Consider the following 13,273-nt stretch of genomic DNA (forward strand, 5'->3'; position numbering starts at 1 on the left):
TCCTAAGACTCTACCCCATCACATATTTAGCGGTTTCATTCAGCGGCTTGCCGGTTTCGTCGGACAGCTCACCGGCCAGGGCGTGACCGTCGATGTTCTTTGAAATGTATTTTGCGATGTAGGCCGTCGCAGACCCCTTGCTGGGATCCATCTTTTTGGACTTGAAGCGTGCGCCAGTATTGCGGCCCAGCTCGTCGCGGTCTTCTGCGATGAAGTAGGCGCGAAGAATCGCAACGGTGGCTTTAACTTCTGCCTGCGGCATGAATAAAAGCGCGTGCCAGTGCGGCGTTCCATCATGATGCGGCTCGGCGACGCGGAATCCGTAGGGGCGCAATTTTTCGCGTTTTAACTTGGCTGTGGCACGGCCCCAGATACGGCATAAATAACTCTGCGCCTGGGCAACCGTGGAGTGATTCCACTTTGCGTTATGATGCCCGGACTGAATATTACTGTGATATTTCGACGGGCAGGTGATTGTAAGAAAGATTCCCACGTCGCCGCGCTGCTGTGCGACAAGCTCCACCCCCGCCTGGCGGGCCATTAATTCATGGCGACGAATGGCCAGGTTGGACGTGGACTTGTTAATCATATCTTCAAGTGACGAGACGTTGCCGTCTTCATCAACAAGCTCATGACTTTTGAAAAAGTCGCGGCTTTTCCGGCGCTGCTCCTGCCATTCAATCAGGCTGCTGGCGCTGACGTAGGCGTGGGCTTTTTTGTGGACTGCCCCGATTGCCCGCAACTGGTTTTCGCGCCAGTCACAACGCAGCCGCCAGATTTTGCGACCCCACCAGTCTGGCGAAGTCATCCGCAGGATAGCGGTAAAAATCCGATCTCGTTCCCATTCCCCCGTCCAGGCTGGAGGGACAACGCGCAGGGCCAGCATTTCGCGGCCCAAGTGACAATAGAGCCAGTCCAGCTGATCGTTCGTCATGCTTTCTTCGGTCAGACCCAGAGCCTGGCATTCTGTCCCGTACATTTCAGCCAGCCGGTTGCCGATCTCATAGGCGGCGCTCAGGGCTTCCCTCTTTGTAAAATCTGCCAGCCGCTGCCAGCGTCCGTGCCAGTAGGCGGTCAGTTCGCCGGTCATATCGGACGCAACGCCCTGGCGGCTGCGAACGACGTCAAGACGCATTAATGATTTTCTTACGGTGCCCATAAGAAAATCGTTAACGTGTCGGCTTTCGCGATTGGCGCGCAGCCAGTCTATTTTTTTGCGCCAGACTTCCCGAATGAAGTACGGTTCAGACAACAAACGCGCGTCAACGCCTTCCGGCGTACTGGCCCAGGCAGCCACAGCGGCAGCAGCGGTCTTGCCGTCACTGCTGACTATATTTTTGTAGATGGCAAATGGCAGACCGCGCAGCTCGTTGTTGTCCAGCGTCTGGATCAATGCTTCGCGATTGCGAACATCAGCGGGGTTATAACCGGCGCGGCGGAATAGCCGGTCGATATGTTTATCAACGCCAGGGTTAGACACTACCGCCCCGATAGTCGGGGCGGCGGTTGCAGGCTCTAAAACATAGGGGCCGATTGCGGGGCGGGGCGCGTTCCAGGGCCAGGCGAAAGCAAGGTTCGTCATTTCTTGCTTTCCACGTTGTTTCTTTCGTGGCCCAAGTCCTGGCTGTGCTTCTCAATTAATGGATCAAGTATCGTGTTGAAGTAGGTCAGTAGCGCTCTAGCCTCATCTGGCCCAGCCAAGACCCCCACTAAAGTTGCATTGGCAAGCGCTAAGGTTTTTGCTTCGTTAAGAGCACTAAGCGCACCGCGCTGGTATTCAGACCTTTTGATAGCCATCAGAAAACCTCCGCGCCTTTGGCGAGATCGACGCCAAACCAGACAGCAAGCGGAGAAGTCAAAGGAGATTTAAGAACGCCGATCACCTCACAGGCTGCCCCACGGGTAGCGGCATTCGCGCTAACCGAACGGTTGACGCTAATTTCCTGGAAGTTGAAATCGCGATAAATCTCGCGGGTGGCCGGGGTGTCGCTGTTAGACAGAACAATCGGCGCGCCATAAAGGCGGTTTGCCGCCAGCAGGGTGACAGCTAACTGGCGGTGCTCTTTCTCACCAAATGGGGCGCTGTGGTACTGGGTGAAATTGGCGGTTTCGCTTGTTGGCAGGTATGGCGGATCGCAGTAGATAGCCACGTCGCTGCCAATCATAATTTTTATCGTGTTCTGGAAGTCGCAACACACAAAAATAGCTTTCGTGTCGTTGGCTTTTTCAGAGAACAGGCGGATCTGTTCTTCCGGGAAGTAAGGCGGGGTTTTGTGCTTACCAAAGGGTACGTTATATCCGCCCTGGCGGTTATAGCGAACAACACCGTTATAGCCGTGGCGGTTCAGATACAGGAACTGCGCTGCCCGCAGAACAAGGCCCGCATCAGGGCTGCCCCCACAATCTGCGTGCGGGTAACGATAATCACGGGCGCGGGCGTTGAAATCGTCGCGAATCCACTTATAGCCGTCCTTATCGCCATACACTTTAAACAACGGTCGGGCAGCGTCGATCACTGCATCAGGCCAGCGCATTATCTGGCGGTAAAGGTTGATTAAGTCGGGATTGATATCACCCAGGATATAACGGCGATATTCAGTATTGAGGAAAACAGAAGCGCCGCCGACGAACGGTTCTACGAGGCAATCAGCTTTTGGCAGCAGCGGCAGCAGATCAGGAATTACACGGCTTTTACCACCAGGCCATCTCACAAGCGAACGAATCATTTTACTTTCTCCAGGGTGCAAGAAGCCCGACGCGTTAGCGCCTGTTTCTTTTTTGTGGTCAGTTAATTGTCAGTTGGTTGGTTTGTCTGGCTCTGGCGGCTTATCGCGTAGCGCCTGAACTTCTGCGCAGGGCGCTGCGTAGTCCTCAAATTCCCAGGGCATTGCCGCGGCGAACTCGGAAAGACGCTTAATGCCCATCATCAGGCAGGTTTGTTCCGCTTCGGTCAGATCTGCAAAGGCTAAATTCAGGTGGCTGCGGGTTAGTTGTGGCAGGCCAGCTATGCGACTGGCCGCGTCATTCGCCAGGATGAAAACCACTTTCTTGCGGGCATCATCCAGGCAATTGAAGCGCGTTGCCGTATCGTTCACGCGGCTGGCATTCAGGCTGACTTGCAGTCGGGCGCGTTGCTCAAAAAAGCTGCGGCGACCTGGTTGCTGTTCGGTGTTGTCCATGAACATAACCCCCTCCCGAATGGCTAACGACCAGTAATGGCTACTTTCAGATCGGCAATCAATCTGTCCAACTGCTGCCGACCATCCTCATTCAATGCATCAATGCCGTAGTCGAAAGCGGCGAGGATAGACATTTCCATCTCGCGGGACTCAATCGCGATCTTGAGTTCGGACCCTGGTTTGACATATGCCGGTACCCTGTAGCCCTCGCCAATAAATGGATTCATAACCGCTGCTTTCTTGATATCCAGTGGATTAAACATGCTCACTCTCCTTGCATCGGTTTAGGCGAAGATGCCCATAAGGCGGGCAAACCAGCGGCGTTTGTTGCGGGGCCTGGACATATACGGCAGGCGGCAGCCTTTGACGAACTGAACGTCGGCGGCCTTTGGCTGGAAGAACTGCCCGTCCGGGGTTTCAATCCACCCGCGAACATGGCGGCGATGCGTGATCCCGCATGAAGTGGTTAGCAGGCTGGCGAATGACGGGGCTTGAGTTATATCCATAACAAAACTCCATTAAATTTAGATAGATGCCGGGGAAACCCACACGCCCGGCGCGTGTTTCCTGTGATAACATCACGCTGCCTGTGAAACTTTGGCGAGTGAACCAGGCATAACGTTTACCAACACAAAGGAATACAAATGAACAAACAAGAAATTGCTGAGTTCTTCGAAGAAGCAAAAGCCTCTCGCACAAAAGATTCATTTGATGATCGCCTGGTCGCTATTGAATTCATGGTCTGTTCAATCGCCGCAGCCCTTGAGGGAAGCGCAAAAGAAACTTCTATCAACACCATGAATTCTTTCTCTGAGAATCTTGACCCACTGCGAGATTCAACCCTTAAAGCAGTCGCCGATCTGAATGTTTTGACTGGTGACTTCAGGACCCTTTCTAACCAACTTGCAGAGTCGAAATAAACTCATCCAAGCGACGTTTGATTTCAACCCCTCTTGCGGGGCTGTTCATTCCCCAGGCCTCAATCTCGTAACGAACATTTCCAGCATGTGCGCCGTGATGGTAAAAGCGGGCCAAATGCACGCTGTTTTCTTCGGAAGATAAAACCTGCTTTTCTGAGTTACTCATAACGGATTCCCCAAACCTAGCCACATCAACCACCCTTCCCTGATTTTTTTCGGGCGGCTCTCATACGCTAATTTCATGCCGTTGTTCCAGGCAGGGAGATAAACCCAGTATTCGCCAGCACGCCCAGAAGTTGACTGCGGATCCGTTATTTCGACTACAGGCAACTTGCCCTTCTCAATCATTCCCTTCACTGCTGCCGGTGTCTTACCGATGAGTTTTGCGAACTCCTGATAAGGGACGGCGTCTGTCGCACTTACAAGCTGTTTGCTCATCTGATACGATTCTCCGTTGGTGGTTACAATTGCTCTTAATGGGCTTTAATTGCCTTATCATATCATTTTACCATAAATCGTAAATTTTTACTATCGTGCAATTATTTTACCTAGGAGACATTGTGTCAATCACAATTTCAGAGAAGTTAAAGCTTATAAGAGAGTCCGAGCGCCTAAATCGGAGACAATTCAGCGAGTTAACAGGCGTGGTTTACAGCACTCTATCCAGTTATGAAACAGGGGCTAAAAGCGCCAGCCTAGAACCCATCATGAAAGTTTTTCAGCACCCCCGGTTTAGTAAGTACACCCTTTGGTTTATGACCGACCAGATAGCACCTGAGTCCGGGCAGATTGAACCGGCTCTCGCACACTTTGGGCAAGATGCAACAACCTCGCAGCACTCCGACCAAAAGACTGGTTAACAATTCACCGTGAGTTTATTTATTACAAATGTTGTTTACTCGTAAGGAAATATAAGTTCCGCAATTACGAGGAAGTTAAGCGGGAGCGTCGGAAATCTTCCACCAACCCGGCAAAGGCAAGAACCACCATTCGGAGGGTTTCATGAGTATTAAGAAACTCGATGATGGTCGATATGAAGTGGACATCAGACCAACGGGGCGCAACGGAAAGCGCATCCGTAGGAAGTTCGACAAAAAAAGCGAGGCTATCGCTTTTGCGAAGCACACACAGTACAACCACCACAACAAGGAATGGCTTTCGAAGCCGACAGACAAGCGGCGTCTGTCAGAATTAACGGCGATATGGTGGGATTTGAAAGGGAAACATGAGGAACACGGTAAATCTAATCTTGGGAAAATTGAGATATTCACCCGGATAACTGACGACCCTTGCGCGTTCCAGATTACGAAAGCACTAATTAGCCAGTACAGTGCTACACGCAGAAGCCAGGGGATCAAGCCGTCAAGCATCAACCGCGATTTGACCTGCATCAGTGGCATGTTCACCGCATTAATTGAGGGTGAATTGTTCTTCGGAGAGCACCCGATACGCGGCACGAAAAGGCTGACAGAGCAGAAGCCGGAAACTGGCTATCTGACGCAGGATGAAATTACCGTGTTGCTTTCGGAGCTGGACGGGGACAATAAGAAGATTGCGATTCTTTGTCTCAGTACCGGCGCAAGATGGGGTGAAGCCGCACGACTGAAAGCGGAGAACGTGATCCATAATCGCTGTACGTTCGTTAAAACCAAAACGAACAAACCGCGAACCGTTCCAATCTCTGACGAGGTGGCGCAAATGATCGCCAGCAACAAGCGCGGATATCTGTTCCCGGATGCGAACTATCCGGCATTCAGACGGTTGATGAAGGAATTGAAACCCGATTTACCAGCAGGACAGGCAACGCACGCATTACGCCACAGCTTCGCAACCCATTTCATGATTAACGGGGGAAGCATCATCACTCTGCAACGTATCCTGGGACATTCGCGAATTGAGCAAACTATGGTCTATGCGCACTTTGCCCCGGAATACTTGCAGGACGCGATCTCACTCAATCCTTTGAGGGGTGGCCTTGAGGCCCGGAGCGTCCACACAGTGACCACAGACGGGTAACTAAATATGGCTTTCAATGGTCTTGTGTGCCTCGCAAACCCGCATTGCACCGTTGAAAGCCAGTACCGCCAAGGGTCTTAAAGGCCCTGGTGCAGGCCTTCCGTTACTTCGGCGGCGGCGTGAAAACCGTGCTGGTCGATAATCAGAAAGCGGCCGTGCTGAAAAATCACAACGGCAATGTGGTGTTCAACGCCGGCTTCCTGCAACTGGCGCAGCACTATGGCTTCCAGCCCCGGGCCTGTCGCCCCCGCCGCGCGCGAACCAAGGGCAAGGTTGAACGCATGGTCGAATACCTCAAGTACAACTTCTTCGTCCCTTACACGCAGTTCGACAGCTTCGCGCACGTTAACCAGTTGCTGGAGCAATGGCTTGCCGAGGTCGCTGATCAGCGCGAGCTGCGCCAGTTCCGGCAAACGCCGGCGACCCGCTTCGAGGAAGCAAAAGGGCACCTGCAGGCGTTGCCGGCAACGGACTTCGATACCAGCTACTTTGACATCCGTCATGTGGCCTGGGACGGCTATATCGAGGTGCGGGGTAATCGTTACTCCGTGCCAGAGGCCTGGTGTGGTCGCCCGGTCTCAATCCGTATCACGCTGGATGATGAGTTGAGGATCTACGGCAATGAGCAGCTTGTGGCCACTCATCGCCTGAACAATCGTGGTGCCGGGTGGCAGACTGTTCCGGAGCACCATGCACCATTGTGGCAACAGGTGAGCATGGTAGAACACCGTCCGCTGAGTGCTTATGAGGAGCTGCTGTGATGCATTAACTGGAGACGCTGCTGGGCCGTCTGAAAATGGAGCATCTGGGGTACCAGGTGGAAAGCCTGCTGGAGCAGGCGGCGAAGGAAGAACTCAACTACCGCGAGTTCCTCTGCCGAGCGCTGCAACAGGAATGGAGCGGGCGCCATCAACGCGGTATGGAGTCCCGGCTGAAGCAAGCCCGGCTCCCCTGGGTGAAAACGCTGGAGCAGTTCGATTTCAGCTTCCAGCCGGGCATCGACCATAAGGTGGTGAGAGAGCTTGCCGGCCTGGCGTTCGTAGGACGAAGCGAAAACGTGATCCTGCTGGGTCCACCGGGCGTTGGCAAAACGCATCTGGCGGTGGCGCTGGGCGTGAAAGCGGCGGATGCAGGGCATAGGGTGCTGTTCATGCCGCTGACAGGCTGATAGCGACGCTGATGAAGGCGCGACAGGAAAACCATCTGGAGCGCCAGCTGCAGCAGCTGAGTTATGCGCGCGTGCTGATCCTCGATGAAATCGGCTACCTGCCGATGAACCGTGAGGAGGCAAGCCTGTTCTTCAGGCTGCTGAATCGTCGTTACGAGAAGGCCAGCATCATCCTGACGTCGAACAAGGGGTTCGCGGACTGGGGAGAGATGTTCGGCGACAACGTGCTGGCAACGGCGATCCTGGACAGGTTGCTGCATTACTCAACGACGGTGAATATCAAGAGGGAGAGCTACCGGCTAAGAGAGAAACGGAAGGCAGGCGTACTGAGCAAGAATCTGGCGCCAGAAAGCAACGAGGCATCGCTGGAGAAAAGTGGTCAACCTGGTTGATGAATAGCGGACATTAAAAATGGTGAAAAACGGTCAAAAGATCGTGGCGTTGACAAAGGCCCAGCACCGCACGATAGGCCAGCTCCGGATACGCTTTCGCCTTCAGCATCGCCTCAACGACCCTGCCGGTGAACGGACCGATACTGCGACCCGTTTCCACCTCCACCAGACGTTCCGGCGTCCAGATTCCGTGGCCCCGGTGCTGGGCTGGAGCGGGTTGGTTGAGTGCTTATATTCATGCTCACTGCACGGATGCTGCGCCACGCATTGCCCCCTGTGCCAGCCCTGAACCACCGTCTGCCCGGCCTTCAGCGACAAGCGCTGGCCCGCCAGCTCGTGCGGCACGGAGTACCAGTGGCGCGCATACTCAACGTGGTAGTCAGGCCACACCTTTACCACTTTGTATTCGGTGTATTCATACGGGGACAGCGGAAGCGGTGAGAGTGCCGGCACGTTCAGCTCACGGAAGCGTTCTGCGCGGGTCTGATTGCCATAGCCTTTCATCGGCCGGTTGTTCATCTCCTTCAGCAGCTCGCGCAGGCGGGTATTCAGTGCCCGCAGCATGTAGAAGGTCTCGTGGCGGATGCGCGCGAGCAGCCATCTTTCCACGATGAGCACGCCGTTTTCCGTTTTCGGCTTATTCTTCGGTTTATACGGGCGGGCTGGGATAATCACGGTACCGTAGTGCTCTGCCAACGCCTGGTAACTGTCATTGATAACCGGCTCATAGTGGTCGGCTTTCTTCACCGCACTTTTGAAGTTGTCAGGGATAAGCAGTTTCGGCACGCCACCTAGGAAGGTCAGACAGCGGCTGTTGGCATTGAGCCACGACATCATGTCCTGGCCTTCACAGGCCTCAACGTAGGTGTAATTTGAGGCCCCCATCACGACCACGAAGATGGCCACCCGGCGTATTTCACCGGTATCCGGGTTAACGACGGGCACCGTTGGTCCGCAGAAGTCGATGAAGAGCTTTTCACCGGCGCGGTGCTCCTGGCGCATAGAGAGGCGGCGCGTTTTTTCCACTCCCGGTAGCAGCGACAGAAGTGAGAGTACCCCATCGCCCGCTCACCGGCCTGAACCTTGTACTCCATCCACAGCAGCTGCCGGGTCACGCCGGGCTTTCTCATCTCAGTATCGAAGTAGAGCAGGTCCGGCATGACAAGCTCTGATGCTGATGCGCTTTTAGCCGGGAAGATGCGTTTTTCCAAGGCGTCATGGGTATTGCTTCCGGCAGGGGCCACGGCAGCACGATGGTGCGAAAGCAGGTGAGCACTTCAAAAATGGTGGATGCGCTGATGTTGAGGGTGAGCGCGATACAGCGGTTGGTCAGCTTCTGGTCAAACTTAAGCTGAAGGATCTTAAAACAGGTTTCCATTGAACTCCTAGCTTGCTTCTTTCTGGACAATTTCCATTGTCACCCTGTCCTCAACCGGAGCATGGATCATCGAACTAACCGACTCGCGTCGCCTTTAGCAACAGCTGACCGCCGAACGTTTTATTGCCGAAGAGATGCGCGTCAGCCGTACCGTGGTGCGTGAGGCGATCATCATGCTGGAGGTGGAAGGCTATGTGGAAGTGCGCAAAGGCTCCAGCATTCACGTGATCTCCCAACAGCAGCAAAACCGCGTTAACACCGACAGCACTCTCGAATTTGCCCATTTCGACACGTTCGAACTGTTGCAGGCGCGCCAGTTAGCCAGTTACATTGAAAGCAATATTGCCGAGTTTGCCGCCACGCAGGTGACGCGCTAGGATATTGTGCAGCTGATAGACATTCAGGCGCAGGCACGCAAGGAGGACCGCTTCCGCGACTCCGAGTGGGATATGAAATTTCACGTGCATGATTGCGCTCTCCACCCAGAACAGCGCGCTGGTCGTGATCGTGAAAAAGATGTAGCTGCACCGCCGCTACACCCCTTACTGGCTGAAGCTGCATGAGCATATCGACGACAAATCGATTGAGAGCTGGTGTGAAGATCACGACGACATCCTAAAAGCGCTGATGCGTAAAGACCCTGCCGCCAGCAAGCTGGCGATGTGGTAGCACCTAGAGAACACCAAGCAGATGCATGTTTCATGCCACCACCAATGATTTTGAATTGAACGTCGACCACTACATGTTTGCTGAAAATCCGGTGGTCCACCTCGATACCTCGGTCAACGACGAAAATAGCACTCTTGATCTAGGCTGGCCTAACCCCTTGAGTAAAATACGTTCAATAGTGTCAGCCTGTGTAAAACTCCTTCCTGCCAGCCGATTCCAACAGTAAAATATAGTTAGCCCGGTGTTTCTCCCTGTCTAGGCTAACGTAATTTTGTTACAGTTATCCAGCTTTTTTTACCCTGCTACAGGGTAGCCTAAAGCACATTGACTGACTTCGCTGTTCAGCCGCTCGTTAAATGGCAAAAAGCACCGCTAAAATGGTTAATTAAGTGTGCAAATAGCTGTAAGACGAGCCTACTTTGATGTACAGGACGATTGATGGATATTTTCAAATCTCTGGTGCAGGCGCTGTGGCAAAAAGATTACGCTACCCTAGCTGACCCGACGCTGGTCTGGGCCATCTATTTTGTTCTGTTTATGATCCTGTTTCTCGAAAACGGCCTGCTGCCCGCCGCATTTCTACCCGGCGACAGCTTGCTGATTCTGGTCGGCGTTCTGATTGCCAAAGGCACCATAAGCTTCCCGTTAACCATCTTTATTCTTACCACCGCTGCTACCCTCGGCTGCTGGGTTAGTTATATTCAGGGTCTATGGCTGGGGAATACCGCCACCGTGCAGAAATGGCTGTCGCACCTGCCGGCGCACTACCATCAGCGCGCGCATCAGATGTTTCACCGCCATGGGCTGTCAGCCCTGCTGATTGGTCGTTTTATTGCTTTTGTCCGCACGCTGCTGCCCACAATTGCCGGTCTGTCTGGCCTGAACAATGCGCGCTTCCAATTTTTCAACTGGATGAGCGCCCTGCTATGGGTGCTGATTTTGACCGTGATGGGCTTTGCGCTCGGTAAGACGCCGATTTTTCGCAAATATGAAGATCAGCTGATGTTCTGCCTGATGTTACTGCCGCTGGTACTGCTGGTGTTTGGCTTGTTTGGTTCGCTTTACGTCCTTTGGCGCAAAAAACATTCCAATGAGAAAGGAAACTCATAATGCCTGATTTTATCAAATTGCCCGCACGCTCGCTGCGGCTGCTTCCCTGGCTGGCGGTGATGGCGCTGCTTGGCCTGGCGATGGTATCCGCGCTGTTTCGCAGCGATACCGCCCTGCAAATTCGCGCGTCGCGCCATGGGATCAGCCTTCCCGATGGCTTTTACGTCTACCAGCGCCTGAACGCGCAGGGCATCCATATCAAAAGCATCACGCTGGAGCAGAACTCTCTAGTGATCAAGTTCGACTCGCAGGAGCAAAGCGCCGCCGCCGAGAAGGTGCTGCGTGAACTGCTGCCTTACGGATTTGATATCGCACGGCTGGATAATCAGGGCGCGTCGAACTGGATTAACCGCATCAGCCAGCGCACGCAATCCATCGGCTAAGCCCTCTCGCCCCGCACTCCGGCGGGGCTATCCCTAAGAATACTAATACTCTCTCTTTTTGAGCTTTTTCCGTTTTCTGTCTATGCTTTAGAAGCTGTAAGTAGCGACATCCCTGTTTCAGGAACACGATATCTGCGCAAAGAAAGGTTACGACCACTATGAAATATCGCATTATTTTTGGCGCAAGCCTGCTGGCTCTGGCGACCTTTAGCTAGGCGGTTTCTCTGTGCGAGCAGAAAGAGCAATCTATCCAGCATGAAATCGACCTTGCGCAGAAGCATGATAAGCAGCGCCGGGTCACTAGGCTGGAACGTGCACTGACGGAAACTCGCACTACCTGTAGCGATGCCTGCCTGAGAGATGCACGTCAGGAAAAGATTAATCAGCACCAGCGAAAAGTGGCCGAGCACGAGCGGGAATTGAAACAGGTAGCGGACGGTGATAACTAGGAAAAGATCGCCAAGCGTGAAAAGAAACTGGCCGAAGCCCAACATAAACTGAAGGAAGTGCAGGCTGCCCCCCTATTAAGGCCCTGTCAACGCCACTATAATATTATTAAAGGAGTTTTCCATGCCTAAAGATACCACCTCAGAACATCTGCGCGCCGAGCTGAAAAACCTGGCTGATACGCTGGAAGAATTGCTTAGCACCTCAACCGAAAAATCCAAAACCGAGTTGGATAAGCTGCGCAGTAAAGCCCAGAGCGCGCTGAAAGATACCCGCTCCTGTTTGGATGACTCTGGCGACCGCATCGCGCAGACCACGCGTGAAGCAGCCGAGCGCACCGACATCTACGTGCGCGACAACCCATGGACCAGCGTGGGTGTCGGTGCTGCTGTCGGTGTGGTTCTGGGCGTGTTGCTGACCCGTCGTTAATATGGCTGATAACCGTCAAAGCCAGGGCCTCGGCAAAGGGGTCATTAACATCGGGCAGCGCATAGTCACCACTCTGGTCGGCATGGTTGAAACCCGTATCCGTCTGGCGGTGGTTGAGCTGGAAGCCGAAAAAGCCAACCTGATTCAGATACTGTTGATGATTGGCCTGACTATGCTGTTTACCGCGTTTGGTCTGATGAGCCTGATGGTGCTGATTATCTGGGCGGTGGATGCACAATACCGACTGATGGTAATTGCCATTACCACCGGCGTGCTGTTCGCCATGGCCTTGATATTCGGCCTGTGGACGCTGGCGAAATCGCTGCGCTCTACCCTGCTCAGCGCCACTCGCAAGGAACTGTCGGAAGACCGCAAGCTGCTGGAGGATGAGTAATCAGTCGTGAACGTGAAGTCCGAAAGGCGGCGCTGCTGAAGGAGATCCAGCAGCAGCGCTTGGATCTGAGCGCCGGGCGTAAAGCTTGGCTCGTAGAGACCGAGCGTTACGACCACGGCTGGCTGGCTATCCTCAGCGCGAAGCGCTATCTGGCGCTCGGCAGTGATCTGATGGCCATCTGGTCGGCGCGCAACCCGCGCAAATTCGGCCGCTCGGCACGACGTGGCTTGGGCCTGTGGAGTACCTGGCGCGTCGTGCGTAATATCTGCCCCGCCGTTGATTGACCTGCTTTTACAGCCGCGCTTAACCGGCGGCTGCACCTCACCAGTTTTCTTGAATAACTTCGATAGATTATCTGTAAGCATCACATGCGGACCGTATTGACGCTTATGCAGATGTGAAATCGGTTTTCCACAGCAGCAAATCGCGGACCCGGTTCACTGGTCAGTCCTGGATATGTCCTAGGACTGTAGTGGTCAACTAATACTGGCCACAGCATTAGACTGTAAGTAGTACAGCCGCTCAGATTCGTTGGGCGTCAGACTGCCGTTATACCAGTGGGGCCTGATAGCGCTGTAATATCCCGTTATATAGCGGATTATCGCGCCCTGGGCTTCGCTGAAGCTGTTATAGCCCTTCGTCGGCACCCATTCGGTCTTCAGGCTCCGGAAGAACCGCTCCATAGGGGCGTTATCCCAGCAGTTTCCCCGTCGACTCATACTCTGCTTTATCCTACAGCGCCACAGCGCCTGCCGATATCTACGGCTGGTATAGGGGCTGCCCTGGTC

The 13,273-nt window shown here is 53.8% G+C and carries 18 protein-coding genes and 4 pseudogenes; 11 read left to right on the plus strand and 11 right to left on the minus strand.

The genetic code is table 11. From position 1 onward, the window contains the following. Positions 1-10: 10 nt before the first annotated feature. From BBW68_RS05160 to BBW68_RS05185, 6 genes are all read right to left on the minus strand, one after another. Entirely contained in the window at positions 11-1,582 is a 1,572-nt protein-coding gene (locus BBW68_RS05160; RefSeq protein ID WP_245675208.1) for a replication endonuclease, read from the minus strand. Beyond that, positions 1,579-1,797: a hypothetical protein gene (locus tag BBW68_RS05165; protein WP_070134292.1), complete on the minus strand. Its 219-nt coding sequence runs from the start codon at positions 1,795-1,797 to the stop codon at positions 1,579-1,581. The genes BBW68_RS05160 and BBW68_RS05165 overlap by 4 nt, the downstream gene beginning before the upstream one ends. Continuing rightward, positions 1,797-2,726 carry a DNA adenine methylase gene (locus BBW68_RS05170; RefSeq protein ID WP_070134293.1) on the minus strand — a complete coding sequence of 310 codons (930 nt, stop codon included), beginning with the start codon at positions 2,724-2,726 and terminating at the stop codon, positions 1,797-1,799. Before BBW68_RS05170 ends, BBW68_RS05165 begins: the two co-directional genes overlap by 1 nt. Before the next feature lie 69 nt (positions 2,727-2,795). Continuing rightward, complete coding sequence (locus BBW68_RS05175; protein ID WP_070134310.1) at positions 2,796-3,179, minus strand: hypothetical protein; 384 nt, start codon at positions 3,177-3,179, stop codon at positions 2,796-2,798. A gap of 23 nt (positions 3,180-3,202) precedes the next feature. Next, complete coding sequence (locus BBW68_RS05180) at positions 3,203-3,442, minus strand: hypothetical protein (protein ID WP_070134294.1); 240 nt, start codon at positions 3,440-3,442, stop codon at positions 3,203-3,205. A gap of 21 nt (positions 3,443-3,463) precedes the next feature. Then, positions 3,464-3,685, minus strand: a complete 222-nt coding sequence (locus BBW68_RS05185; RefSeq protein ID WP_070134295.1) for a phage filamentation protein Fil family protein — start codon at positions 3,683-3,685, stop codon at positions 3,464-3,466. Between the two features lie 138 nt (positions 3,686-3,823). On the opposite strand from BBW68_RS05185, the gene BBW68_RS05190 reads away from it, so the two are divergent. Continuing rightward, positions 3,824-4,099 (plus strand): hypothetical protein, encoded by a 276-nt coding sequence (locus tag BBW68_RS05190; RefSeq protein ID WP_070134296.1) that lies wholly within the window; start codon positions 3,824-3,826, stop codon positions 4,097-4,099. Here the strand turns inward: BBW68_RS05190 and BBW68_RS18290 are convergent. Both BBW68_RS18290 and BBW68_RS05195 read right to left on the minus strand, forming a co-directional pair. Continuing rightward, on the minus strand, positions 4,074-4,265 hold the full coding sequence (locus BBW68_RS18290; protein WP_148127551.1) for a hypothetical protein: 192 nt from the start codon (positions 4,263-4,265) through the stop codon (positions 4,074-4,076). The genes BBW68_RS05190 and BBW68_RS18290 overlap by 26 nt on opposite strands. Continuing rightward, positions 4,262-4,537, minus strand: coding sequence for a regulatory phage cox family protein (locus BBW68_RS05195; protein ID WP_070134297.1), 276 nt, complete (start codon positions 4,535-4,537; stop codon positions 4,262-4,264). Before BBW68_RS05195 ends, BBW68_RS18290 begins: the two co-directional genes overlap by 4 nt. Positions 4,538-4,659: 122 nt before the next feature. On the opposite strand from BBW68_RS05195, the gene BBW68_RS05200 reads away from it, so the two are divergent. From BBW68_RS05200 to istB, 4 genes and pseudogenes are all read left to right on the plus strand, one after another. Beyond that, positions 4,660-4,959, plus strand: coding sequence for a helix-turn-helix domain-containing protein (locus tag BBW68_RS05200; protein WP_070134298.1), 300 nt, complete (start codon positions 4,660-4,662; stop codon positions 4,957-4,959). 142 nt (positions 4,960-5,101) lie between these two features. After that, on the plus strand, positions 5,102-6,115 hold the full coding sequence (locus BBW68_RS05205; RefSeq protein ID WP_070134299.1) for a phage integrase: 1,014 nt from the start codon (positions 5,102-5,104) through the stop codon (positions 6,113-6,115). An 80-nt stretch (positions 6,116-6,195) separates the two neighbouring features. Further along, a pseudogene (locus BBW68_RS05210) lies at positions 6,196-6,876 on the plus strand (Mu transposase domain-containing protein); the annotation flags it as partial. Between the two features lie 35 nt (positions 6,877-6,911). Further along, positions 6,912-7,675, plus strand: a pseudogene (istB, locus tag BBW68_RS15915) (IS21-like element helper ATPase IstB). Between the two features lie 55 nt (positions 7,676-7,730). Here the strand turns inward: istB and istA are convergent. Further along, positions 7,731-9,053, minus strand: a pseudogene (gene istA / locus BBW68_RS15920) (IS21 family transposase); the annotation flags it as partial. Between the two features lie 101 nt (positions 9,054-9,154). Here istA and exuR point away from each other — a divergent pair. From exuR to mzrA, 3 genes and pseudogenes are all read left to right on the plus strand, one after another. Further along, positions 9,155-9,948 (plus strand): annotated as a pseudogene (gene exuR, locus BBW68_RS05235) (transcriptional regulator ExuR); the annotation flags it as partial. 212 nt (positions 9,949-10,160) lie between these two features. Next, entirely contained in the window at positions 10,161-10,832 is a 672-nt protein-coding gene (locus tag BBW68_RS05240; RefSeq protein WP_070134303.1) for a DedA family protein, read from the plus strand. Next, complete coding sequence (gene mzrA / locus BBW68_RS05245; RefSeq protein ID WP_070134304.1) at positions 10,832-11,215, plus strand: EnvZ/OmpR regulon moderator MzrA; 384 nt, start codon at positions 10,832-10,834, stop codon at positions 11,213-11,215. The genes BBW68_RS05240 and mzrA overlap by 1 nt, the downstream gene beginning before the upstream one ends. Before the next feature lie 80 nt (positions 11,216-11,295). Here mzrA and BBW68_RS21000 read toward each other — a convergent pair whose 3' ends face one another. Further along, positions 11,296-11,709 (minus strand): hypothetical protein, encoded by a 414-nt coding sequence (locus BBW68_RS21000; protein WP_070134305.1) that lies wholly within the window; start codon positions 11,707-11,709, stop codon positions 11,296-11,298. Between the two features lie 76 nt (positions 11,710-11,785). Here BBW68_RS21000 and BBW68_RS05255 point away from each other — a divergent pair, with 76 nt between their 5' ends. Genes BBW68_RS05255 through BBW68_RS05265 form a run of 3 tightly spaced genes read left to right on the plus strand, consistent with a single transcriptional unit; the run spans position 11,786 to position 12,769 of the window. Continuing rightward, on the plus strand, positions 11,786-12,091 hold the full coding sequence (locus BBW68_RS05255; RefSeq protein WP_070134306.1) for an ElaB/YgaM/YqjD family protein: 306 nt from the start codon (positions 11,786-11,788) through the stop codon (positions 12,089-12,091). Between the two features lies 1 nt (position 12,092). Beyond that, complete coding sequence (locus tag BBW68_RS05260; RefSeq protein WP_070134307.1) at positions 12,093-12,485, plus strand: phage holin family protein; 393 nt, start codon at positions 12,093-12,095, stop codon at positions 12,483-12,485. Further along, positions 12,485-12,769, plus strand: coding sequence for a YqjK-like family protein (locus BBW68_RS05265; RefSeq protein ID WP_070134308.1), 285 nt, complete (start codon positions 12,485-12,487; stop codon positions 12,767-12,769). Before BBW68_RS05260 ends, BBW68_RS05265 begins: the two co-directional genes overlap by 1 nt. A 192-nt stretch (positions 12,770-12,961) precedes the next feature. On the opposite strand, the gene BBW68_RS05270 is transcribed toward BBW68_RS05265, so the two are convergent. Next, a partial coding sequence (locus tag BBW68_RS05270; protein WP_148127552.1) for an integrase core domain-containing protein occupies positions 12,962-13,273 on the minus strand: 312 nt, incomplete at its 5' end.

It is taken from the genome of Candidatus Erwinia dacicola (genome assembly GCF_001756855.1).
Lineage (GTDB): Bacteria > Pseudomonadota > Gammaproteobacteria > Enterobacterales > Enterobacteriaceae > Erwinia > Erwinia dacicola.